15 protein-coding genes and 2 rRNA genes are annotated in these 21,277 nt (G+C 54.4%); 8 read left to right on the forward strand and 9 right to left on the reverse strand.

Features of this window, described 5'->3' with window-relative positions:
• The 4 genes from ALIPUT_RS05900 to ALIPUT_RS05915 all read left to right on the forward strand — a co-directional run.
• Positions 1-773 (forward strand): 23S ribosomal RNA (locus ALIPUT_RS05900); the annotation flags it as partial.
• A gap of 108 nt (positions 774-881) precedes the next feature.
• A 5S ribosomal RNA gene (gene rrf, locus ALIPUT_RS05905) occupies positions 882-995 on the forward strand.
• A gap of 365 nt (positions 996-1,360) precedes the next feature.
• Entirely contained in the window at positions 1,361-2,560 is a 1,200-nt protein-coding gene (locus tag ALIPUT_RS05910; protein WP_004328857.1) for a PDZ domain-containing protein, read from the forward strand.
• Positions 2,561-2,774: 214 nt separating this feature from the next.
• On the forward strand, positions 2,775-3,413 hold the full coding sequence (locus tag ALIPUT_RS05915) for a CatA-like O-acetyltransferase (RefSeq protein WP_004328858.1): 639 nt from the start codon (positions 2,775-2,777) through the stop codon (positions 3,411-3,413).
• Positions 3,414-4,000: 587 nt separating this feature from the next.
• Here the strand turns inward: ALIPUT_RS05915 and ALIPUT_RS05920 are convergent.
• The 6 genes from ALIPUT_RS05920 to ALIPUT_RS05950 form a co-directional block, all read right to left on the reverse strand.
• The gene (locus ALIPUT_RS05920; protein ID WP_004328859.1) at positions 4,001-5,320 is read right to left on the reverse strand and encodes an acetyl-CoA hydrolase/transferase family protein; all 1,320 of its coding nucleotides are present in this window, start codon (positions 5,318-5,320) and stop codon (positions 4,001-4,003) included.
• A gap of 39 nt (positions 5,321-5,359) precedes the next feature.
• Complete coding sequence (gene infB, locus ALIPUT_RS05925) at positions 5,360-8,086, reverse strand: translation initiation factor IF-2 (RefSeq protein WP_004328860.1); 2,727 nt, start codon at positions 8,084-8,086, stop codon at positions 5,360-5,362.
• Positions 8,087-8,119: 33 nt separating this feature from the next.
• Complete coding sequence (gene nusA, locus ALIPUT_RS05930; RefSeq protein WP_004328861.1) at positions 8,120-9,352, reverse strand: transcription termination factor NusA; 1,233 nt, start codon at positions 9,350-9,352, stop codon at positions 8,120-8,122.
• A 33-nt stretch (positions 9,353-9,385) separates the two neighbouring features.
• On the reverse strand, positions 9,386-9,853 hold the full coding sequence (gene rimP, locus ALIPUT_RS05935) for a ribosome assembly cofactor RimP (protein WP_004328862.1): 468 nt from the start codon (positions 9,851-9,853) through the stop codon (positions 9,386-9,388).
• A 483-nt stretch (positions 9,854-10,336) separates the two neighbouring features.
• Positions 10,337-11,137, reverse strand: coding sequence for an acyl-ACP--UDP-N-acetylglucosamine O-acyltransferase (gene lpxA, locus ALIPUT_RS05945; protein WP_004328863.1), 801 nt, complete (start codon positions 11,135-11,137; stop codon positions 10,337-10,339).
• Between the two features lie 6 nt (positions 11,138-11,143).
• A complete protein-coding gene (locus tag ALIPUT_RS05950; protein WP_004328864.1) occupies positions 11,144-12,535 on the reverse strand; it encodes a bifunctional UDP-3-O-[3-hydroxymyristoyl] N-acetylglucosamine deacetylase/3-hydroxyacyl-ACP dehydratase in 1,392 nt (463 codons plus the stop codon).
• Between the two features lie 84 nt (positions 12,536-12,619).
• On the opposite strand from ALIPUT_RS05950, the gene ALIPUT_RS05955 reads away from it, so the two are divergent.
• Entirely contained in the window at positions 12,620-13,501 is an 882-nt protein-coding gene (locus ALIPUT_RS05955; protein ID WP_004328865.1) for an energy transducer TonB family protein, read from the forward strand.
• A gap of 65 nt (positions 13,502-13,566) precedes the next feature.
• A complete protein-coding gene (locus ALIPUT_RS05960) occupies positions 13,567-15,063 on the forward strand; it encodes a potassium/proton antiporter (protein WP_004328866.1) in 1,497 nt (498 codons plus the stop codon).
• An 89-nt stretch (positions 15,064-15,152) separates the two neighbouring features.
• Here the strand turns inward: ALIPUT_RS05960 and ALIPUT_RS05965 are convergent, their stop codons facing one another.
• The 3 genes from ALIPUT_RS05965 to ALIPUT_RS05975 form a co-directional block, all read right to left on the reverse strand.
• Complete coding sequence (locus tag ALIPUT_RS05965) at positions 15,153-16,181, reverse strand: 2-oxoacid:ferredoxin oxidoreductase subunit beta (protein ID WP_004328867.1); 1,029 nt, start codon at positions 16,179-16,181, stop codon at positions 15,153-15,155.
• 4 nt (positions 16,182-16,185) lie between these two features.
• On the reverse strand, positions 16,186-18,033 hold the full coding sequence (locus ALIPUT_RS05970; protein WP_040293639.1) for a 2-oxoacid:acceptor oxidoreductase subunit alpha: 1,848 nt from the start codon (positions 18,031-18,033) through the stop codon (positions 16,186-16,188).
• Positions 18,034-18,356: 323 nt separating this feature from the next.
• Positions 18,357-19,031 (reverse strand): XRE family transcriptional regulator, encoded by a 675-nt coding sequence (locus tag ALIPUT_RS05975; RefSeq protein WP_004328869.1) that lies wholly within the window; start codon positions 19,029-19,031, stop codon positions 18,357-18,359.
• A gap of 136 nt (positions 19,032-19,167) precedes the next feature.
• On the opposite strand from ALIPUT_RS05975, the gene ALIPUT_RS05980 reads away from it, so the two are divergent.
• Complete coding sequence (locus ALIPUT_RS05980) at positions 19,168-19,458, forward strand: hypothetical protein (RefSeq protein ID WP_004328870.1); 291 nt, start codon at positions 19,168-19,170, stop codon at positions 19,456-19,458.
• A gap of 255 nt (positions 19,459-19,713) precedes the next feature.
• Entirely contained in the window at positions 19,714-21,174 is a 1,461-nt protein-coding gene (gene terL, locus ALIPUT_RS05985; protein ID WP_004328872.1) for a phage terminase large subunit, read from the forward strand.
• Positions 21,175-21,277: the final 103 nt, after the last annotated feature.

The following is a 21,277-nucleotide window of genomic DNA, read 5'->3' on the forward strand; positions in this document are numbered from 1 at the left end:
ATGGGGTACCACAATGTGTAGGATAAGGCCGGAGGCTTGAAGCGGCACGCCAGTGTCGTGAGCGACGTGAAATACGCCTTTGTGTATTTGAGTCTAACCCTGCGAAAGGGGACACCGTTTGGTGGGTAGTTTGACTGGGGTGGTCGCCTCCAAAAGCGTAACGGAGGCTTCCCAAGGTACCCTCAGCACGAATGGTAACCGTGCGCGGAGTGCAATAGCATAAGGGTGCTTGACTGTGAGACATACAAGTCGACCAGGTACGAAAGTAGGGTATAGTGATCCGGTGGTTCTGCGTGGACTGGCCATCGCTCAAAGGATAAAAGGTACTCCGGGGATAACAGGCTGATCGCCGCCAAGAGCTCATATCGACGCGGCGGTTTGGCACCTCGATGTCGGCTCGTCACATCCTGGGGCTGGAGAAGGTCCCAAGGGTTCGGCTGTTCGCCGATTAAAGTGGCACGCGAGCTGGGTTCAGAACGTCGTGAGACAGTTCGGTCTCTATCTGTTGCGGGCGTAGGAAGATTGAGGGGTCCTGACTTTAGTACGAGAGGACCGAGTTGGACGAACCTCCGGTGTATCGGTTATGCTGCCAAGTGTACTGCCGAGTAGCCGCGTTCGGTCTGGATAAGCGCTGAAAGCATCTAAGCGCGAAGCCATCCCCAAGATAAGTCTTCCCTTGAGGGGCGTAGGAGACTACTACGTTGATAGGCTGCAGGTGTAAAGACAGCAATGTCAAAGCCGAGCAGTACTAATTACCCGATAGGCTTTCTTTTTCGAATCTTTATCTCATCTCCTGTACGTGTCAAATTTACCGGATGCGACGGATTATATATCGAAAAGATATATTCGCATAGTTCCGATATATTGGAGCAAAAGTTCTTTTAGGTGGTTATAGCAGTGAGGTTCCACCTCTTCCCATTCCGAACAGAGAAGTTAAGCTCACTAACGCCGATGGTACTGCGCTACGCGCGTGGGAGAGTAGGTAGCCGCCTCTTCAAGCCGGATCCTGAACAAGGGTCCGGCTTTCTTTTTGTTCGCGGGCTTGCGTGTCCCTTCCCCTCGTGCGGTTGGCTCTCAGCGGCAGAGCCTGCCAAGGAGGGTTATGTCGGTTTAGAGGTTGATATTTTGTGCCTGGAGGTTGGCGTGGGCATACGCTTTACAGCACGTATTCGTAGTGGGGGGCGGTTTATAAACGCAGCCAAAAGCCGGGAATGATGGCGCCCGAAACCGAAATCCTGTTAATGAGCTGAATATCGTTTGAAAAATAGAGAGAATTCGTTAAATTGTCTTGAAATAAAATCAATATAGCGTTTCTTAGATGGGGCCATTTAGCGATAGATGCTGAAAAATAGATTCGGTTATGAAGAAAATATTTTGTTTAGTTTGTTTTTTCTTGGCTTTATTTTCGTTGAAAAGCATTGCTGACGTTCCTGAGGGAGCTATTCCGTTTGTTTTCGACGGACATCTGTATCTGCAATCGACCTTGAATGATACTATTCCCGTTACCCTTATTTACGATACCGGAGCTGACTTTCTCTATCTCGACGAAGATTATTTGAAACTCAATCATCTGCAAAACGCTTTCGGACGAAAAGGTAAGGCAACAATGGGAGGTGCGGGGAATGGCGAGCCTGAACGCATAGACATATTCATCGATCCGATTACAGTCCATTGCGGGGCGAGGGAATACCAAAACGAGATTACACCTATAATTAAGTTGCGTGATCTCCTCGGGAGGCACACTGACGGCTTGTTAGGTAATACTCATCTATTGATGAATCCTCTGGAAATCAATTTCAGCGAGAGCTATTTGCGCCAGTTAAAAGGACCGTTGTTAGCTGAACAGCTCGATAATTATGTAAAACTCGACGCTCGATTCGAGGATAACCGTATCGATGTAAAGGCGACGCTGCAAATCGACGATGAAAATAGCCTGGAGGGTTGGTTTAGAATGGATTTAGGGTGCGGCTCCACGATTATTCTCACGAATGAAACGGCGTCTGCATTTAATTTTATGGATGTGCCGAAGGCATATTTTTGCACACAGGCCGGAGGTATCGGCGGCGGTTCTGAGGAGGTTACGATAAGGGCTGCAAAATTCTTTATGGCCGATACGCTCGAAAATCTCGTGATAGATTACTCGCTCAATGAAAAGGGGGCATTATCGTCGGACAGACCCTATATAGGTATAATAGGTAATGAAATCTGGTCGCTCTACGACATTGTTTTGGATCCGGTAAGTTCTTCTGTATGGGTTAAACGCAATGAGAATCAGGGTACCTACGCCCAATCGTCGGTGACGCATATGGCTACTGTTGACCGTACGGATATTTGCGGTGGCTGGATTGTCAATGGCCTATATAAAGGAGGAGTCGCGGAGCAAGCCGGTATCGAAATCGGTGATATAATTGTAGCCATAAATAATCGTCCTGTCAAAGAAATAACCTGGGAAGAGCAACGAAAAGGTTTGGAACTTCAGGGAGAAACTACATATACCGTTCAAAAACCCGACGGTCAAATCGTTTCCTATACTTTGTTTATTGGTAAACAGATTATCTGACCCAACTATATCCCATATAGTCCGGAGTTTGCTGTTTCCAAAAAAATTGTGGAAAGGACGAGTATATGTCGATATGGAATCGGGACCGAGGACGATCGGTAAAGATGCCGCTCGCTGCCACGGGCCGGTTTGAATGTATGATCCATATTATTCGCCGAAAAACTCGCGGATAATTCCGTATGTTTTGTAAGTTTGGGGATAATTATGTGCGACTATGAAACATCCGGTAGATATTGATAATTGGAATCGTCGGGAGAACTATCTTTTTTTCCGGGATTTCGCCAATCCTTATTACAGTGTTACATCGCAGGTCGATGTAACGGAAGCGTATATTCGGGCGAAAGCGCTGGGTATCAAGTTTTCGCACTATGCGATGTACGCTTCGCTACGGGCTGTCAATTCCATTGAGGCATTGAGGTACAGGCAGGTCGATGGAAAGGTCTGGCTATATGATCGGATCAGGCTCAATACGGCGGTTGCGCGTGAGGATCACTCCTTTGCATCGGTTATCATTCCCTATAATGATACGCTGGAGGAGTTCGTCGCTGAAGCGCGAGGGATCATTGCAGCCGCGATGCGGGGCGAGGGAGATGCGTACGGAGCCGATTCCGAGAAGGACACGTTTGTTATAAGTGTGAATCCGTGGTATAGCTTCACAGGGTTACAGTTCCAGTTTCCGCAGAATGCAGGCGAGAATATCCCTTTGTCGGTATTCGGAAAGATAATGGTCGATATGCAGGGACGCCGTACGATGCCTGTGGCTGTAAGTTTCCATCATGGGTTTGTCGATGGTTATCAGGTGGGGCGTTATTGGGAGGCGTTCCAACATAATCTCGATACGCTCTCGATGTAAAATACACGATCCGATTTCGGCCGGAGTTTTAGTCGTTTTCACCGCTGTCCGCAGGGACAGGTAGGAACAACGGGGAACATTGAGGAGGCATATAAAGAATTATTTGGCATTATCATCCGTAAGTCGTATCTTGCGGCGGCCCGATTTTTTGAGAGATCTATTGTGGCATCGTGGGGCATTGTGGATTCATATTTGCCTGTCCGAAGGAGGCTTATGGTAGCTTATCCCTTGTAATGGGGATGGTTTTCTGTGGTTTTAGCCTGTTTCGGCGATTGTAGAATATGGATAATACGGCGATCTTTGTAACGTGAAAAGAGATAAGTGTTAATAGGGTTGATGAAAGGTTAGAGAAAAATTTTTGCCAAGAAATTTTATTTGTTAAAGATTGTGTGTGGAAAAGTCTGCTGGGAAGCAGACTTTTCTGTTTTTGGGTGCGAATATTTCGTATTGTCCATCGGGGGTATTGTTTTCGAAAGCCCGCGCAAGAGTACGAATACCGCAGAGTCGATATATTGGCCGGTCGCGGCCGAAAGTGAAAAAAGCCCCGGATGTTGCATCCGGGGCCTTTCTTTTGAAGGGCAGGTTTATTATTTGCCCATGTAGTTTTTCACGTAGTGGTGGTGCTGTCCGTAGCGCTCGAATGCTGCCCGGTCCAGGGATTCCTGGGCCGAAGGATCGGCGATCGAGATGATCAGCCGCGCACGCTCCTGCAGGCTTTTGCCGTAGAGATTGACGGCGCCGTTTTCGGTGACGAACCAGTGGATGTGGTTGCGGGTGGTTACCACGCCTGCGCCGCAGGTCAGTTCCGGAGCGATCTTCGAGATGCCTTTGTTGGTCACCGAAGGCATGGCGATAATCGCCTTGCCGCCTTTCGACAGCGAAGCGCCGTAGATGAAGTCTATCTGGCCGCCGACACCCGAATAGAATTTCGTACCCAGCGAATCGGCGCAAACCTGACCGGTGATATCCACCTGGAGTGCCGAGTTGATGGCCGTTACGCGGTCGTTCTTGGCGATGATGAACGGATCGTTGGTGTATCCCACGTCCATCATCAGTACGCCCGGGTTGTCGTCGATGAAGTCGTAAACCCGCTGCGAACCCATCAGGAAGGTGGAAACCATCTTGCCCTTGTCGATGTTCTTCGCTTCGCCGTTGATAACGCCCTTCTCCACCAGCGGGAGAACGCCGTCGGCGAACATTTCGGTATGGATACCCAGGTTCTTGTGGTTGCCGAGCTGTGCCAGAACCGCATTCGGAATAGCGCCGATACCCATCTGAAGCGTCGCACCGTCTTCGATCAGGGCCGCGCAGTGCTTGCCGATGCGGGTTTCGATCTCGTTGGGTTCGGTGAAATGTGCCTCTTCCAGCGGGGTATCGTCCTGTACGAAGAGGTCGATTTTCGACGAGTGGATCATTGCGTCGCCGAACGAACGGGGAACGTGCTTGTTCACCACTGCGATCACCGTACGAGCCGTTTCCACGGCTGCCAGGGTCGCATCGACCGAGGTGCCGAGCGAAACGTAGCCGTGTTTGTCGGGCGTCGATACCTGGATCATCGCTACGTCGCAAGGTACCGTGCCGCTGCGATAGAGCTTCTGGGTTTCGCTCAAAAAGATGGGAATGTAGTCCGCATAGCCGCTTTGCGTCACTTTGCGCACGTTCCCGCCCACGAAGAACGAGTCGAGCTGGAAGATGCCTTCGAACTGCGGATCGGCATAGGGAGCCGGCCCTTCCGTGTGCAGGTGGTGGATGTGCACATCCTTGAATTCGTGGTTGGCGCCGCGTTCGCACATGGCCTTAATCAGGCACTGGGGGGCCGAAGCGACCGAGCTGAGGTGAATATGGTCACCCGATTTGATGACTTTCACGGCTTCGGCTGCCGTTGTGAATTTAATCTGAGTGTTCATTTCTTTTTTCTTATTTTAGATAAGATTCCTTGCATTCGGTTAGTTGCGTTTTACCTCGACTTGCTCGTAACCTTCGATGACATCTCCTACGCGGATGTCGTTGAAGGATTCGATGTTCAGACCGCAGTCCTGGCCCGTGAGCACCTCCTTGACATCGTCCTTGAACCGTTTGAGCGAGCCGAGCTTGCCCGTGTAGATCACGATACCGTCGCGGATCACGCGGATCGGGGTGTGGCGGGTCAGCTTGCCTTCTCGGACGACGCATCCGGCGACGGTGCCGACTTTGGAAATTCGGAAGATCTCCATGACTTCCGCCGAGCAGACAATCTCTTCCTTCATCACCGGTTCGAGCATGCCTTCGATGGCATCCTTGATGTCGTTGATCGCATCGTAGATGATCGAATAGAGGCGGATTTCGATCTCCTCCTTTTCGGCGAGCTTGCGTGCCGATGCCGACGGACGGACCTGGAAGCCGACGATGATGGCATTCGAGGCCGCCGCCAACAGAACGTCCGATTCCGAAATCTGACCGACGGCCGAGTGGATCACATTCACCTGCACGGTCTCCTTCGAGAGCTTGATCAGCGAACCCGACATAGCCTCAACCGAACCATCGACATCGCCTTTTACGATGATATTCAGCTCCTTGAACGATCCGATGGCGATGCGGCGTCCGATTTCGTCGAGCGTCACGTGCTTCTGGGTCATGATGCCCTGGATACGCTGGAGTTGCTCGCGTTTGTTGGCGATTTCACGGGCCGAGCGGTCGTCCTCCATGACGTTGAACGTGTCGCCTGCCTGGGGAGCACCGTTCAGACCGAGCACCTGTACCGGCGTCGAAGGGCCAGCTTCGGTCACTTTTTGGCCGTTTTCGTTGAACATCGCTTTCACACGGCCCGTGTGTATGCCCGAAAGCATTACGTCGCCTATGTGCAGCGTACCGTTTTGTACGAGCACCGTAGCCACGTAACCGCGGCCCTTGTCGAGTGTCGATTCGATGACGGCTCCCGAAGCGCGGCGGTTCGGATTGGCCTTCAGGTCGAGCATTTCGGCTTCGAGCAGCACTTTTTCGAGCAGTTTGTCGAGATTCAGGCCCTTTTTGGCCGAAACTTCCTGATCCTGGTATTTGCCGCCCCACGACTCCACGAGGTAGTTCATCTGCGAAAGCTGCTCCTTGATGTGGTCGGGGTTGGCTGCGGGTTTGTCGATCTTGTTGATGGCGAAAACCATCGGGACGCCTGCTGCCTGGGCGTGGTTGATCGCCTCGACGGTCTGGGGCATCACGTTGTCGTCCGCCGCGACGATGATGATCGCTACGTCGGTGATTTTGGCACCACGGGCGCGCATGGCGGTGAAAGCCTCGTGGCCGGGGGTGTCGAGGAACGTGATTTTCTGGCCGTTCAGCTCTACACTGTAAGCACCGATGTGCTGGGTGATACCGCCCGCCTCACCTTCGATGACGTTGGTTTTGCGGATATTGTCCAGCAGCGAAGTCTTACCGTGATCGACGTGTCCCATGACGGTTACGATCGGCGGTCGCGGCACGAGGTCTTCCTCGCTGTCCTGTTCGTCGTCGCCGATGGCTTCCTGGATGTCCGCCGATACGAATTCGGTCTTGAAGCCGAACTCTTCGGCTACGACCACGAGCGCCTCGGCGTCGAGACGCTGGTTGATTGATACCATCAGGCCCAGGTTCATGCAGGCCGTGATGACCTCGGTCGCCGAAACGTTCATCATCGTAGCCAGCTCGGCTACGGTCACGAATTCGGTGACCTTCAGGATGGAGCGTTCCTGCTCTTCGCGCTGGAATTCTTCGTTCATGCGCTCGGCTACGGCTTCGCGTTTTTCCTTGCGGTATTTCGAACCTTTGCTCTTGGCGTTTTTCGACGTCAGGCGGGCCAGTGTATCTTTCACCTGCTTCGAAACCTCCTCGTCGCTGATTTCGGGCCGAACGACGGGCTTCGGAGCTTTGAGTTTGTCCTTGCGGGTCTTCTTGTTCTCTCCCGGACGGGGTTGGTTGGATTGCGGGCCTTGTCCGCGGCCGGGCTGTGCGGCGGATTTGCCGTTGCTGCCCGGCTTGGGGCTGCCTGCCGGCGTACGGGTCACGTCCACTTTCTCTTTACTCAGGCGTTTGCGTTTGTGGCGGTTGCCCGGTGTGAATCCCGATACGTCCATCGTGCCGAGTACCTGCGGGCCCGTGAGGGTCTGCACGGCGGGGCGGAAGATGTTGTCGCTCTTGGGCGCCGCTTCCGGTTCGGGTTTGGCTGCGGAAGCCGTTTCGGAGGCAGGTGCCGCTTCCGTTTTGGGGGCGGCCGGTTGCGGTGCCGGCTGCGGTTTCGGAGCCGCAGCCTCCGGTACGGGCTCTGCCGCCGGTTTGCTTACCGGTTTCGGAGCCGGTTTGGGCTTGGGCGAAAGATCTATTTTGCCCAGAATTTTGGGCTGGGGCAGTTCGTCCTTGACGCTGATGACGTTGCTTTTGATAATTACCTCCTGCTCCTCTTCGCGCGTCTGTTTCTGTGCCTCTTCGAGGGTGATCGTAGCCTGCTTCTGGGAGATTCGCTCCCGGATGCTTTCCCGTTCGTTGCCGGTAATTCGGCTCCCGCCGAATTCCTTCTCCAGAACGGCATAGACGTCCGGTTCCACCAGCGTATTGGGCGAACCGTCGGTTTTTATACCCTTCTTTTGCAGGAAGTCCGTGATGGTATTCAATCCCACCTTGAACTCCTTGGCAACCTGGATAAGTCTTAATTTTCTTTCGTTACTCATATATCGGTTTTAATTTTTGTGCGATGGGACGGATTACTCCTCGAATTCCGCTTTCAGTATCTCGACGACTTTCTGTGCCTGTTCCAGCTCCAGGTCGGCACGGGCGGCGATCTCTTCGACGGGCAGTTCCAGCACGCTCTTGGCCGTGTCGCAGCCGCAGGCTTTCAGGGCGTCGATCACCCAGCCGTCGATCTCGTCGGCAAATTCGGTGAGTGCAACGTCTTCCTCCTCGATTTCGCGGTAAACATCGATATCGTAGCCGGTCAGCATCTTCGAAAGCCGGATGTTCAGGCCGCCCTTGCCGATGGCCAGCGATACCTGGTCGGGCTTGAGATAGACCGAAGCTGTCTTCTTCTCCTCGTCGATGGTGATGCTCGAAATCTTCGCGGGGTTCAGGGCACGCTGGATCATTAACTGCGGGTTGGTCGTGTAGTTTACCACGTCGATATTTTCATTGCGCAGCTCCTTGACGATCGAGTAGATGCGCGATCCCTTCATGCCGACGCAGGCACCGACCGGATCGATGCGTTCGTCGTAGGATTCGACGGCTACCTTGGCACGCTCGCCGGGGATGCGGACGATCTTCTTGAGGGTGATCAGACCGTCGAAAATTTCGGGGACCTCCTGCTCGAAGAGCCGTTCGAGGAACTGGTTGGCCGTGCGCGAAAGGATGATGCGCGGCTGGTTGTTGTTCATCTCGACGCTCTTGACGATCGCCTTGATCGTGTCGCCCTTGCGGTAATAGTCGTTGGGAATCTGCTCGGTCTTGGGCAGGATCAGCTCGTTGCCCTCGTCGTCGAGGATCAGCACCTCTTTCTTCCATACCTGATATACCTCGCCGGTGATGATCTCGCCGACCTTCTCCGAATATTTTTCGTAAAGGTTGGCCTTCTCCAGATCGAGGATGCGCGAAGCGAGATTCTGACGCAGCGACAGCACGGCCCGACGTCCGAACGATTCAAGTTTGATCGGATCGACGTATTCGTCGCCCACTTCGTAGGTCGGATCGATGGCCTTAACCTCCGATACGGCGATTTGCATGTTCGGATTCTCCACCGCGCCGTCCTCCACGACCGTACGGTTTCGCCAGATCTCCAGGTCGCCCTTTTCCGGGTTGATGATCACGTCGAAATTCTCGTCCGTCTCGAACTGCTTCTGAAGCGCGTGGCGGAAAACGTCCTCGAGGACTCCGATCATCGTGGCCTTGTCGATGTTTTTAAGCTCCTTGAACTCTGCGAAATTGCTGATAAGATTAAGATTATCCATTGGTTTTTTATCTTGTTTATTTTTGAATTTCCACTATTTGAAATCGAGGTATTCCTTCGTGTATTTGATCTCTGAGAAAGGGTAGCGGCGCGTAACCCGCACCGTCTGTTTCCGCTTTTTACCCTCTACGGCCTGCTTCTCCTCGTAGGAGAGGGTGAGTCCCTCCTGGTCCGCCTCGTCGAGCGTCGCCAGAATCTTCACGCCGCTTTTGAGCAGCACTTCGACCGGCTTGCCGATCAGTTTGCGGTATTGGCGGAGGTGCTTGAGTTCCGAGCCGATGCCTGCCGAAGCTACCGTGAGGGAGAAATCCTCCGTGTCGCGGTCGAATTCGGCCTCGATCGCGCGGCTCAGCTCCACGCAGGTTTCGATACCTACCGAGGTGTCGCTGTCGATCAGCAGTTCCACTTCGTTGGCGGGCGAACAGGTGCAATCCACTACGAACAGGTCGGTGCCGACGAGTTTGGCATTGGCTATTTCGGTGATTTTCGTACAATCGATCATATTTGCTGATGTTATCAATAAAGTCGTTTTCCGGTGCGGGCAGTTCGTGCAAATCCGGACATCTGTCCTTCCCCGGCGAAAACTTGAAGTTCGTTCAGTCGTTTTTGCGGCCGGCCCGGAGGCGTTCGGCTTTTTGACGAAAATGTAGGAAATCGTCGCTTCCCGTTCGTTTTCATCGTCTTGCGTCCTGCGTTTTCTTCGAACATTGCATCGCAAGGAGCACTATTCGCGCCCGAATCTTGTCCCTGTTGTAGCAGGAGCTGTAATCGGGTACCCGCATGGCCCGCAACTGCCGGTTTCTCCCGACGGAATGGGCATGCGAGGGCATGCGGGTCGAGAAAATCGTGCGGATGATTCGCCGGTCGGGAGCGGTGAATATATCTACGAAATAAGGGGACTTGCTCGTCCCCTTACCTCTCTATACCCGTTTACGCTACAAATATAGCGAATGTTTTCCTATTTTCAAACCTTTGTGTCGAAAAATTATTCGTCTTTTTCGTTGCTCTGAGAGTAGGGCTTGATAATGCCGCGCTGCGATTCGCGGATGAACCGGATGAGTCGGTCGCGTTCGGGACTTTGCGGAATCTGTTTTTCGACCTCCTCACAGCCGTTCAGGTAGTTCAGGCCGCTTTGGAAGAGGATGCGGCAGGCGTCGTGAATTTGTGAGATCGTTTCCGGCGTGAATCCGCGGCGGCTCAGACCGACGCGATTGACGCAGGCGAAACGTACCGGATCGTTGTTGCTGACGGTGATGAAGGGGGGAATGTCCTTGCCCACCAGCGCGCCGCCCTGAATCATCGTATGCTCTCCGATGCGGGTCCACTGATGTACGGCTACGTGGCCGCCGATAACGGCCCAATCGCCGACTTCGACCTCTCCGGCGAGCGATACGCGGTTGGCCATGACGCAGTGACTGCCTACCACGTCGTCGTGGGCGATATGCACGTAAGCCATAATCAGGTTGTGGCTGCCGACGACGGTCTTGCCCCGGGAGGCGGTGCCCCGGCTGATGGTGACGCATTCGCGGATTTCGTTGTAGTCGCCGATTTCTGCCGTCGTTTTTTCACCGACGAACTTCAGGTCCTGCGGGGTGCAGGCGATCGATGCGGCCGTATGGATCTTGCAGCCTTTGCCGATGCGGGCTCCGTCGTGGATCACGGCCCCGGGGCCGATCCAGCAGTCGTCGCCGATCACCACATCGCCGGCGATGTAGGCGAAAGGCTCCACCGTTACGTTCTTTCCGAGTTTCGCGTCGGGATGGATGTATGCCTGGTTGCTTATCATGTGCGGTTACTCTTTATTTTTAACGATCTGGGCCATCATCGTGGCTTCGCAGGCGAGCGTTTCGCCGACGAAGGCCTTGCCTTCGACTACGGCTACGCCTCGTCGGATGGGCTCCAGCAGTTGAACTTCGAAATGAAGGGTGTCGCCCGGAACCACCTTGCGCTTGAATTTTACGCCGTCGATCTTCATGAAATAAGTCGAGTAGTGCTCCGGATCAGGAATACTGCGTAATACCAGCATACCGCAACACTGCGCCATCGCTTCGACGATCAGCACACCCGGCATGACCGGCTCTTCGGGGAAATGTCCCACGAAGAATGGCTCGTTCATCGTGACGTTCTTGATGCCGGCTACCGTCGTGTCGTCGATGTAGAAGATGCGGTCCACCAGCAGGAACGGCGGACGGTGGGGCAGCATCCGCCGTATATCGTTGATGTCATAGACGGGCGGTTTGCGGCAGTCGTATTGGAAACGGGGCTTTTCGCCTTCGCGGCGGATGGTCCGTTTTACCTGTTTCATAAACTCCGTGTTGGCGAAATGGCCGGGACGAGTGGCCCATACGCGGCCCTTGATGCGTTTGCCCAGCAAGGCGAAGTCGCCCAGCAGGTCGAGGAGCTTGTGGCGGGCCAATTCGTTGTTGAAACGGAGCTCCAGGTTGTTCAGGTAGCCGCCCGTGATGCGGATATCCTGTTTGTTGAAAATTTTCTTGAGATGTTCGAGCTGATCGTCCGGGACGGGATTCTCCACGACGACGATCGCGTTGTCCAGGTCGCCGCCCTTGATCAGGTTCATCTTCATCAGAGGTTCCAGATCGTGCAGGAAGACAAAGGTGCGGCAGGGGGCGATCTTCGCGGCGTAATCGTCTTCGGGGTCGAATGTCGCATACTGGTTGCCGATCACCTTGGAGTTGTAGTCCACGTGCAGCGATACGGAAAATTCGTCGTCGGGGTAAAGGATGATGGCCACGCCTTTTTCCGGAATCGTATAGACCATTTTTTCGGTGACGTGGTAGTAGGTGCGTTCGGCTTCCTGAGGTTGCAGGCCGGTTTCGACGATCGTTTTCGCATATTCTTTGGCCGAACCGTCCATGATCGGAGTTTCACCGGCATCGACATCGATCGTGGCGTTGTCCACGCCCAGGGTCCAGAGGGCCGACATGATATGTTCGATGGTCGCAACGCGTGCGCCATCCTTTTCGATGGTCGTGCCCCGCGAGGTATCCGTGACATAGTCGCATAGGGCCGGAATTTCGGGTTTGCCTTCCAGGTCGATGCGGCGGAAAACGATGCCGCTGTTCTCCGGGGCGGGATGTACCGTCATCGTCACTTTGACGCCGGTGTGGAGGCCTGTACCTGAAAACGAGATCGGGGCTTTGAGGGTTTGTTGTTTGGCAGCCATAATCTGAATTTATTCAAATCGCAACATACATTCCCGCTGACTGCCGGGTCCCGACGTGTGTGGGGCCGACCGTCATTTTCGGAAATGTTTATCGCATTATTTGCGCGCAAATATAGGAAATATTATTCAAAAATCGTATTTTTGCCTAAATTATTGATAAACCGAAATTCCGTGGCATCACCCGACAGAACTCCTCGTCCTCCGAAATTGCAGCTTCCCTTCGAGCAGAAAAAAAACGATGCGGGAGAATGGGCTTACGACCATCGGATCGGATTGTGTGTCACGTTGATTGCCTATTTGGTGCTTGCGATCGCCTTTATGGTGGGAAAAATCGTCGTGGGGGCCAAACCTTCCGTGCAAGGCATAATCATTGATACGAAAACTTTAGCGGAGCTCGAGGCGGAGAAGATGCGTCTTGAACAGGAGGTACGGGCTCGCCAACAGGCGCAGGAAGGCGGCGATTGGCGGGATGTGCGCAACCAGTATTCCAACGAGAATGCGCTCGAGGAGCGGTCGCGTGACGACCGTGGCTCGATGTCCTCGTCGCTGAAAGAATCCGCCGAAGCGGTCGGCGAACGGATGCAGGCCAACCGGGACGCTTACGAGCAGGGATTGGCCGAGGAGCGTGCGATTCGGGAGCGTATGGGGCGCAGCGGCAAGGACGATCGGACACAGGACAGTCGGGCCAGGGGACGGGTCACGGTTTCCTTTTCGCTGACCGATCCCGTGCGGACGCGCCGTTATCTGGAGGTGCCGGCCTATCAGTGCGAGGGAGGCGGCGAAGTGGTCGTCGGTATTACGGTCAATCCTTCGGGAGAGGTCGTTGCTGCAAAAGTGGCCTCCGGAGGCGATGACTGTATGCGGGAGGCTGCGCTGGAAGCTGCACGTAACTCGCTTTTCAATATCGATGATTCGGCGCCTGCCCGACAGTCGGGAACGATTACTTACCTATTCATTCCTCAATAGGGTGCGGTGCCTGTCAGCGATTGTACGCGACAGGCATTTTTTGTAAATTTATATAAGGATTTCCTATGCATAATATCATTACGACCGAAAACATTCTGTTGATCGGAGCCTTGCTTCTTTTCGTCGCGGTAATGGCCGGCAAGGCGGCCTATCGTTTCGGCGCCCCGGCCTTGCTCTTTTTTCTGGGGGTCGGTATGCTGTTCGGTATCAATTTCATTTCGTTCCATTCTGTCGAAGCGACCCAGTTCGTAGGTATGATCGCTCTTTGTATCATCCTTTTCACGGGCGGTATGGATACCAAGTTTTCGGAAATACGACCGGTGATCGGACCGGGTATCGTACTGGCGACCGCCGGAGTCGTCATGACGGCGGTGATCGTAGCGGGTTTCGTCACGCTCATTGCCCCATGGGTCGGGCTGGCCGTATCGTTTCCTGCGGCGCTGCTGCTGGCCGCGACGATGTCTTCGACGGATTCGGCTTCGGTTTTCTCCATCCTGCGAAGCAAGAAACAGGGGCTGAACGAGAACCTGCGCCCTCTGCTGGAGCTGGAGAGCGGTTCGAATGACCCGATGGCGTACGTGCTGACCATTGTGCTGATTGGCGTATTGTCCGGCGGTGCGGAGGCCGTGAGCGTACCGATGAGTATCGTGAAATTCGTGATTCAGATGCTTCTCGGCGGTTTGATGGGGTATGCCATCGGTCGGATCGGCGTATGGACCATTAACCGCATTAACCTGAGCAACTATTCGCTTTACCCGGTGCTTTTGCTTGCCTTCGTTTTCTTTACCTTCTCGTTTACCGACCTGATCGGTGGCAACGGATATCTGGCCGTCTATCTGGCCGGTTTGGTCTTGGGGAATAATCAGCTGACGCAGAAGCGGTCGCTTACGATCTTCTTCGACGGCTTCACCTGGCTGGTGCAGATCGTGATGTTCCTTACGCTGGGTCTGCTCGTCAACCTCGACGAACTCTTGCAGCCCGACGTGCTGATGCTGGGATGCCTGGTCGGGGCTTTTATGATGTTCATTGCGCGTCCTATCACGGTGTTCGCCTGTATGATGCCTTTCCGCAAGTTTACGACCAAAGCCCGTCTTTATGTTTCCTGGGTCGGTCTGCGCGGTGCCGTGCCGATTATTTTTGCGACCTATCCTTTGCTGGCCGGTACGGAGGGGGCACGGCTGCTGTTCAACGTGGTTTTTCTGGTGACGATTCTCTCGCTGCTGGTACAGGGTACGACCGTGAGCTGGATGGCGAATCTGCTCGGACTCGGGTATGCCGAAAAGAGTCCTGCCTTCGGGGTCGATGTCCACGAAGATATTCCGTCGATATTTACCGAGGTCCTTGTCAATGAATCGATGCTTCAGGGGGGCGCTACGCTCAAGGAGATCAACCTGCCGGAGAATACGCTGGTGATGATGGTCTATCGTGACGGAGATTATTTCGTTCCACAGGGCAATACCGAACTGAAGGTCGGTGACAAGCTCTTGGTTATTTCAGACCGGGGCGAGGAGCTGGAGTCCACCTATAAGGATATGGGAGTCGATGAAGTGCTGAAACTTTGAGATATTTCCTGCAGATCGGTTCTCTCTGTTATCGAAACAAAAAAGCTGTCGTTTTCGACAGCTTTTTTGTTTCGAATATATCTTGAAGATTAGATCTCCCAAGTAGCGCCCGAGTGGAGCAGGTCGTCCACGCAGTGGATCTTGCTCTGGGCTTTCACCTCTTCCACCTGCTTTTCAACGGCCTGATCGTAAACGATTTCGTCCTCGACCGAACGGATTACACCGAGTGCGACCGGATAGTCGGGATATTTCATTGCGGCCAGCATCGAGTGCAGCGTCGTGTCTTTGGTGTGGGCGTCGTGCGTCAGGATCTTGTCCAGCGTATAGCCGTCCTGTCCGACCGTTACGACTTTCAGGCGCATATCCTCGAACACCAGACCTTTTTCGTTGTTGGCGCCGAAGAGCATCTTCTCGCCGTGGCGCAGCGTGATGGTGTGCTCCTGGCGGGTAGCCTTGTCTCCGGCGAAAGCCGCATGGGTCTTGTCGTTGAAGATCACGCAGTTTTGCAGAACTTCGGTGACCGACATACCCTGATGTTTCGCCGCTGCGATCAGACACTCTTTGGTCAGATTCACCTCCATGTCGATCGAACGGGCGAAGAAGGTGCCTTTCGCGCCGATCACCAGTTCGCCGGGGTTGAACGGCTTTTCGACCGTACCGTAGGGCGAGGTCTTGGTGATTTTGCCCAGCTTCGAGGTCGGCGAGTACTGACCTTTGGTCAGACCGTAGATCTCGTTGTTGAACAGGATCGCGTTGAGGTTGATGTTGCGGCGGATCGCGTGGATGAAGTGGTTGCCGCCGATGGCCAGCGAGTCGCCGTCGCCCGAGGTAACCCAAACGTTCAGACGCGGATTCGCAGTCTTCACACCCGTAGCGATGGCATTGGCGCGTCCGTGTACGGAGTGGAAGCCGAAGGTCTTCATATAGTAAATGAAGCGCGACGAGCAGCCGATGCCCGAGATGAACGTGAAGAGGTTGTGCGGCGTATCGGTCTGGTCGGCAATTTCGGGCAGGGCCCGCTGTACGGCATTCAGAATTGCGTGGTCACCGCAGCCGGGACACCATCTTACTTCCTGGTCGCTTTTGAAGTCTGCCGGAGTATATTTGTAATCTGCCATGGCTTTATTTCAGTAAAGAGTGAAACTTGTTCGTGAGCTCGGTCACCGTGAACGGCTGGCCTTCGCACTTGTTGTACTGTTCGTAGTCGAATTGCTGCAATTTGCCGCGCAGGTAGTTGGCGAACTGTCCTTCGTTGAGCTCGCAAACCACGATCTTCTTGAAGCGCTTGAAGATGTCGGCGACGCCGTGCGGCAGCGGGTTGATGTAGTTGAAGTGGCAGAGCGAAACTTTCTTGCCTTCGGCACGCATTTTATCGACGGCATTCTGCAGGTGTCCGCGTGTACCGCCCCAACCTACTACGAGCAGATCGCCTTCCGGGTCGCCGTAAACCGTCTGGTGCGGGATGTAGTCGGCGATCTTGGCGATTTTCGCGGCACGCAGGTTCGTCATTTCCTGGTGATTCTGTGGGTCGATCGAGATACTGCCTTTCAGCTTGTCTTTCTCCAGTCCGCCTACACGGTGCTCCAGACCTGCTTTGCCGGGGAATGCCCAACTGCGTGCCAGCTTCTCGTTGCGGGCGTAGGGCATGAAAGGGCCTCCGTCCTCGGTTTTGTCGATGATCGGCGGGTTGATGGTCGGGTAATCCTTCATCGAAGGGATCTTCCACGGTTCGGAACCGTTGGCGATGAATCCGTCCGAGAGAAGCACTACCGGCGTCATGTGCTCCATGGCGATACGACCGGCCTCGAATGCGTAGTGGAAGCAGTCGCTCGGCATCGAGGCGGCGATGACCGCTACCGGGCTTTCTCCGTTGCGGCCGTAGAGGGCCTGCTGAAGGTCGCTCTGCTCGGTCTTGGTCGGAAGACCCGTCGAGGGGCCGCCGCGCTGTACGTCCACGACTACCAGCGGAAGCTCGGTCATCACGGCCAGACCCAATGCCTCGCTCTTGAGCGAAAGACCGGGACCCGACGTGGTCGTCACGGCGAAGTTACCGGCGAACGAAGCACCGATGGCCGTACAGATACCCGCGATTTCGTCTTCGGCCTGTACGGTTTTCACACCGAGGTCCTTACGTTTGGCGAGTTCCTCGAGAATGACGGTAGCCGGAGTGATGGGGTACGAACCGCAGAAGAGGGGCAGACCGCTCTTCTCGGATGCGGCGCAAAGACCCCATGCCGTTGCGACGTTACCGCTGATCGACCGGTAAGTGCCTTTCTCCATCTGGCCCGATGCGACGGTATATGTATTGGCGAACTGATGCGTGTTGGCGGCATAGTTGTAACCGGCGTCGATAGCGCGTTTGTTGGCTTCGGCTATAGCCGGATTTTTCTTCGCAAATTTTGAATCGAGGTAGTGTTTCGCATGATCCTCTGGACGGTTGTAGAGGTAGAAGCAGATACCCAGTGCGAACATGTTTTTGCACTTGACCATCGCTTTGTTGTCCAGACCGGAATCCGCCAAAGCCGCCTTGGTCATCTCCGTAATGTTCGGAACGACTACGTTGAAATCTTCCAGGTTCAGCTCCCGGATCGGGTCGAGCGTTGCGAAACCCGCTTTCCGAAGGTGCTCTTCGGTAATGGAGTCCTCGTCGAGGATTACCGTTGCACCCGGCTTGAGCCATTTGCGGTTCGCCTTCAGTGCCGCAGGGTTCATTGCGATCAGTACGTCGCAGAAGTCGCCCGGGTTGAGCTGTCTTTTGGCTCCGAAGTGCACCTGGAATCCGGATACACCCGCTACGGTACCTTGCGGGGCGCGGATTTCGGCGGGATAGTCGGGGAATGTCGAGATTCCGTTGCCGAGCAAGGCTGAAGTGTCGGAAAAGAGCGTGCCAGTAAGCTGCATGCCGTCACCGGAGTCGCCCGAAAAGCGGATCACGACATCTTGCAGCTCTTGTACCTTGTTTTCATTCATTGCTGTATGTGAATTAGTAATATAATAAGGTTGCTTTATTGGGTCGTTTTCTGTGGCCGGCACGGTTTCGATCGATTCGACCCTGCCTTCCTTTGTCGAAAACATTATAATATAATGCCACAAATATAACAAATATATTCCGGATAAAACTCACAAATCGTAATTAAAAAAATATTGTTTGGTTAAAACTTTGCTTTTTTTGTGCTTTTTGTAATTATAAATAGGAAGAAATCCCGGCTGCGGGCATCGCAACCGGAACATTTGGAACGCTGCACCGAAATCCGGTTTCGGGTACGGCCCGTAACGGCTCGCGCGATTTCGTGCTACCGGATCGAATTCATCCGGATACTGGCCTTGACCAGGGCGAGGGCCCGGATGCGGTCCACGGCCACCTCTTTGTCGGCGTGATGGGGGTTCTGACTGACGAGTTTCACGTACCCTTCCCGCTCGGATTTTTGGATGTATTTGACCGTGATGTACTCTTCGCCGTCGATGTCGATCGAGAGCAGGTACATGTCGCCCCAGAAGATGTCGCCGATATCCTTGAGCTGTTTGTAAAGTACGATGTCGCCGCTTTTGAGCAGCGGGTACATCGAGTCGCCCACGATATAGATGGCACCGTCGCACTTGGGCAGGTTGGGGATGTGGATGAAATTGACGGGCCGCGTCTGCGCGTGATCGGCGAAGAGCGGCACCAGGCCCGCCGTCCCTTCTATGGAGTAGAGGGGGACGCTTTGCAGCGGCAGCGTGTTGTCCGTGCGGTGCATGTAGGCGGTCAGATCGGGTTCGGCATTGAACATTTCCCCTTCTCCGCTGTCGAGCCAGTCCGGATTGACATTCAATTCTTGAACCAGGATGTTCTTGTTCCGGGACGAGAGCGCCGCCTTGCCCGTTTCGATCATCGAAAGGGCGGCCTTTCCGATGCCTAATCGTTGAGCTAACTGCTCTTGTGTCAGACCTATTGTCTTTCTCAATAGTTTTAAGCGATCCCCCGTCATATCGTATCAAAATTTTTTATGGTAAATATTTTGATTCTCTTGTATTAAATTCAAAAATTGAACTTATCTTTGTCTTGCAAAGTTAAACGATTTATTTTGTTTATGCAAAATTTTTATTGAACTAAATTCTTTTACGATGACCTATCCAATTATTCCGGAGTTATACGGTATCGTCGCTCGCAAGCTGTTGGATGAAATCGGGGAGAAGAGTTTCTATTCCGGTTCGTTTTCATTCGACTACGGTTCGAAAGAGTGTCGTTTCGTCGCCTCGATCGTAATCTATCGTTCGAAGGAGTGTCTGCCCGAAGGCGACGCCGATCGAATCGACGACCTGGTTCCCGTCTGGTGGGAATTCCATACATCCGACCAAGCGGGGGAACGCCCCAACGATTTCTCCTTTTCCGAGCTTAAGGAGTACCTCTTCTGATTCGACTCCGCAAGATCGCACATCCCATCCGGAGCGGCGCCTCCTGCGGTCTTTTTCCGAACACATTGTTCTTGGTTTTCGATACCCGCTGCAACGGGCGGTTCCGTTTTTCCGTTGTCGTTCGAAAAGTTGAACGCTGTTCTGCGATTGTCGGATGCGGCGATTCTGGAATCCGGCCGACCCGTGCGTATCGAAACCCTCCGCCTCCCTTCGGCAGCGCCGTGCCACCGGGCGGAGCTTAAAAACTACTGACCTATGAATATAGATGTATTGAAGGACTTGTCCCCCGCAGAACCGGCTTCTGCGGGGGATTTGCCTCCGTTCGGCCTGTTTGCCGCCGGAGTCTATCCCTTTCTGGAGTTCCGGTGGTTTCACGAGGCCTACTACCGCGTACTGGAGGCATTCGCCGCCGGGCGCGTCCGCCGGCTTATCGTCACCATGCCGCCCCAGCATGGCAAGAGCGTCGGGGCTTCGACCCTGCTGCCCGCCTACCTGTTGGGGCGCAATCCCGATCTGCGGATCGCCATCGCCTCCTATTCGGCTTCGTTGGCTTCGAAGTTCAACCGGCGCGTGCAGCGTATCATCGATTCGCCCGAATATGCGGCCTTTTTCCCGGAAACGACCATCAAGCGGGGAGCCAGGCCTCCGGAGTACCTGCGTACGGCTGATGAGGTGGAGATCATCGGTCACCGGGGCGGCCTGCTCTCTGTCGGCCGCGAGGGGGCGCTCACGGGCAACCGTGTGGACTGCTTCATTCTCGACGACCTTTACAAAGATGCGATGGAGGCCAATTCGCCCGTCGTGCGGGAGAACTGTTGGGAGTGGTACACCTCGGTCGTGAAGACCCGTATGCACAACTTCTCCGGCGAGTTGATCGTCTTCACGCGCTGGCACGAGGAGGATTTGATCGGCACGCTCTGCCGCCGGGAGCCTTTCGTCGAGTTCACCGACTGGGCGCAGCTCGATACGCTGCCGCCCGATACCTGGCTCTATTTGAACTTCGAAGCTCTCAAAACGCGTCCTCCGTCGCCGGTCGATCCCCGTGAACCGGGCGAAGCGCTCTGGGAGGAGCTTCACGGCGCGGAATTGCTGCGTGGTAAGCGGCGGCTCGATCCCGTGCGGTTCGAGTGTATGTATCAGGGGCGTCCTTCGGTGCGCGAAGGGCTGCTCTACGGGGATAATTTCCTGACTTACGAGGAGCTGCCCCGCGACATCGTGCGCCGGGCGAACTATACCGATACGGCCGATACGGGCGACGATTACCTCTGTTCGCTCTGTTATGTCGTCGATCCGGACGGGGTGATCTACGTTACCGATGCGGTTTATTCGCGCGAACCGATGGAGATGACCGAAGGACTGGTGGGAACGATGCTCCGCGAGTCGGGTACGCGTGCGGCACTGATCGAGAGTAACAACGGAGGCCGGGGATTTGCCCGCGCGGTGCAGGCTTTAGCGCCGCAGGTTCGTGTGGAGTGGTTTCACCAGTCCGCTAACAAGGAAGCCCGCATCCTCTCGAACGCAGCGACGGTGGTTCATACGGTACGTTTTCCCTGCGACTGGGCGCTGCGCTGGCCCGAATTGTATGCCCATCTGACCACTTACCGCTGGAAATTCCGTGCTAACCGCTGGCACGATGCCGCAGATGTGGTGACGGGCCTCGTCGAACGTGAAATCGCCGGGCGGGACACCCGTATTAAAAGCGTTAAATTTATGTAGGCGATAGATCGCGGTTCGTGTGTATTCGCGATTGAGGTTTGTGTGGTGCGGGAGAGAGAATCCGTTGGTGTGTCGTGGACGTGTTGATCAGTTCTGGTCTGAA

The organism is Alistipes putredinis DSM 17216 (assembly GCF_000154465.1).
GTDB classification, from domain to species: domain Bacteria; phylum Bacteroidota; class Bacteroidia; order Bacteroidales; family Rikenellaceae; genus Alistipes; species Alistipes putredinis.

Coding starts and splice junctions, on each gene's coding strand:
- infB (WP_004328860.1), bottom strand. CDS start 8,086: ATGAGTAACGAAAGAAAATTAAGACTTATCCAGGTTGCCAAGGAGTTC.
- ALIPUT_RS05910 (WP_004328857.1), top strand. CDS start 1,361: ATGAAGAAAATATTTTGTTTAGTTTGTTTTTTCTTGGCTTTATTTTCG.
- terL (WP_004328872.1), top strand. CDS start 19,714: ATGAATATAGATGTATTGAAGGACTTGTCCCCCGCAGAACCGGCTTCT.
- ALIPUT_RS05975 (WP_004328869.1), bottom strand. CDS start 19,031: ATGACGGGGGATCGCTTAAAACTATTGAGAAAGACAATAGGTCTGACA.
- ALIPUT_RS05950 (WP_004328864.1), bottom strand. CDS start 12,535: ATGGCTGCCAAACAACAAACCCTCAAAGCCCCGATCTCGTTTTCAGGT.
- ALIPUT_RS05980 (WP_004328870.1), top strand. CDS start 19,168: ATGACCTATCCAATTATTCCGGAGTTATACGGTATCGTCGCTCGCAAG.
- ALIPUT_RS05915 (WP_004328858.1), top strand. CDS start 2,775: ATGAAACATCCGGTAGATATTGATAATTGGAATCGTCGGGAGAACTAT.
- ALIPUT_RS05970 (WP_040293639.1), bottom strand. CDS start 18,033: ATGAATGAAAACAAGGTACAAGAGCTGCAAGATGTCGTGATCCGCTTT.
- ALIPUT_RS05920 (WP_004328859.1), bottom strand. CDS start 5,320: ATGAACACTCAGATTAAATTCACAACGGCAGCCGAAGCCGTGAAAGTC.
- ALIPUT_RS05965 (WP_004328867.1), bottom strand. CDS start 16,181: ATGGCAGATTACAAATATACTCCGGCAGACTTCAAAAGCGACCAGGAA.
- lpxA (WP_004328863.1), bottom strand. CDS start 11,137: ATGATAAGCAACCAGGCATACATCCATCCCGACGCGAAACTCGGAAAG.
- nusA (WP_004328861.1), bottom strand. CDS start 9,352: ATGGATAATCTTAATCTTATCAGCAATTTCGCAGAGTTCAAGGAGCTT.
- ALIPUT_RS05960 (WP_004328866.1), top strand. CDS start 13,567: ATGCATAATATCATTACGACCGAAAACATTCTGTTGATCGGAGCCTTG.
- ALIPUT_RS05955 (WP_004328865.1), top strand. CDS start 12,620: ATGTTTATCGCATTATTTGCGCGCAAATATAGGAAATATTATTCAAAA.
- rimP (WP_004328862.1), bottom strand. CDS start 9,853: ATGATCGATTGTACGAAAATCACCGAAATAGCCAATGCCAAACTCGTC.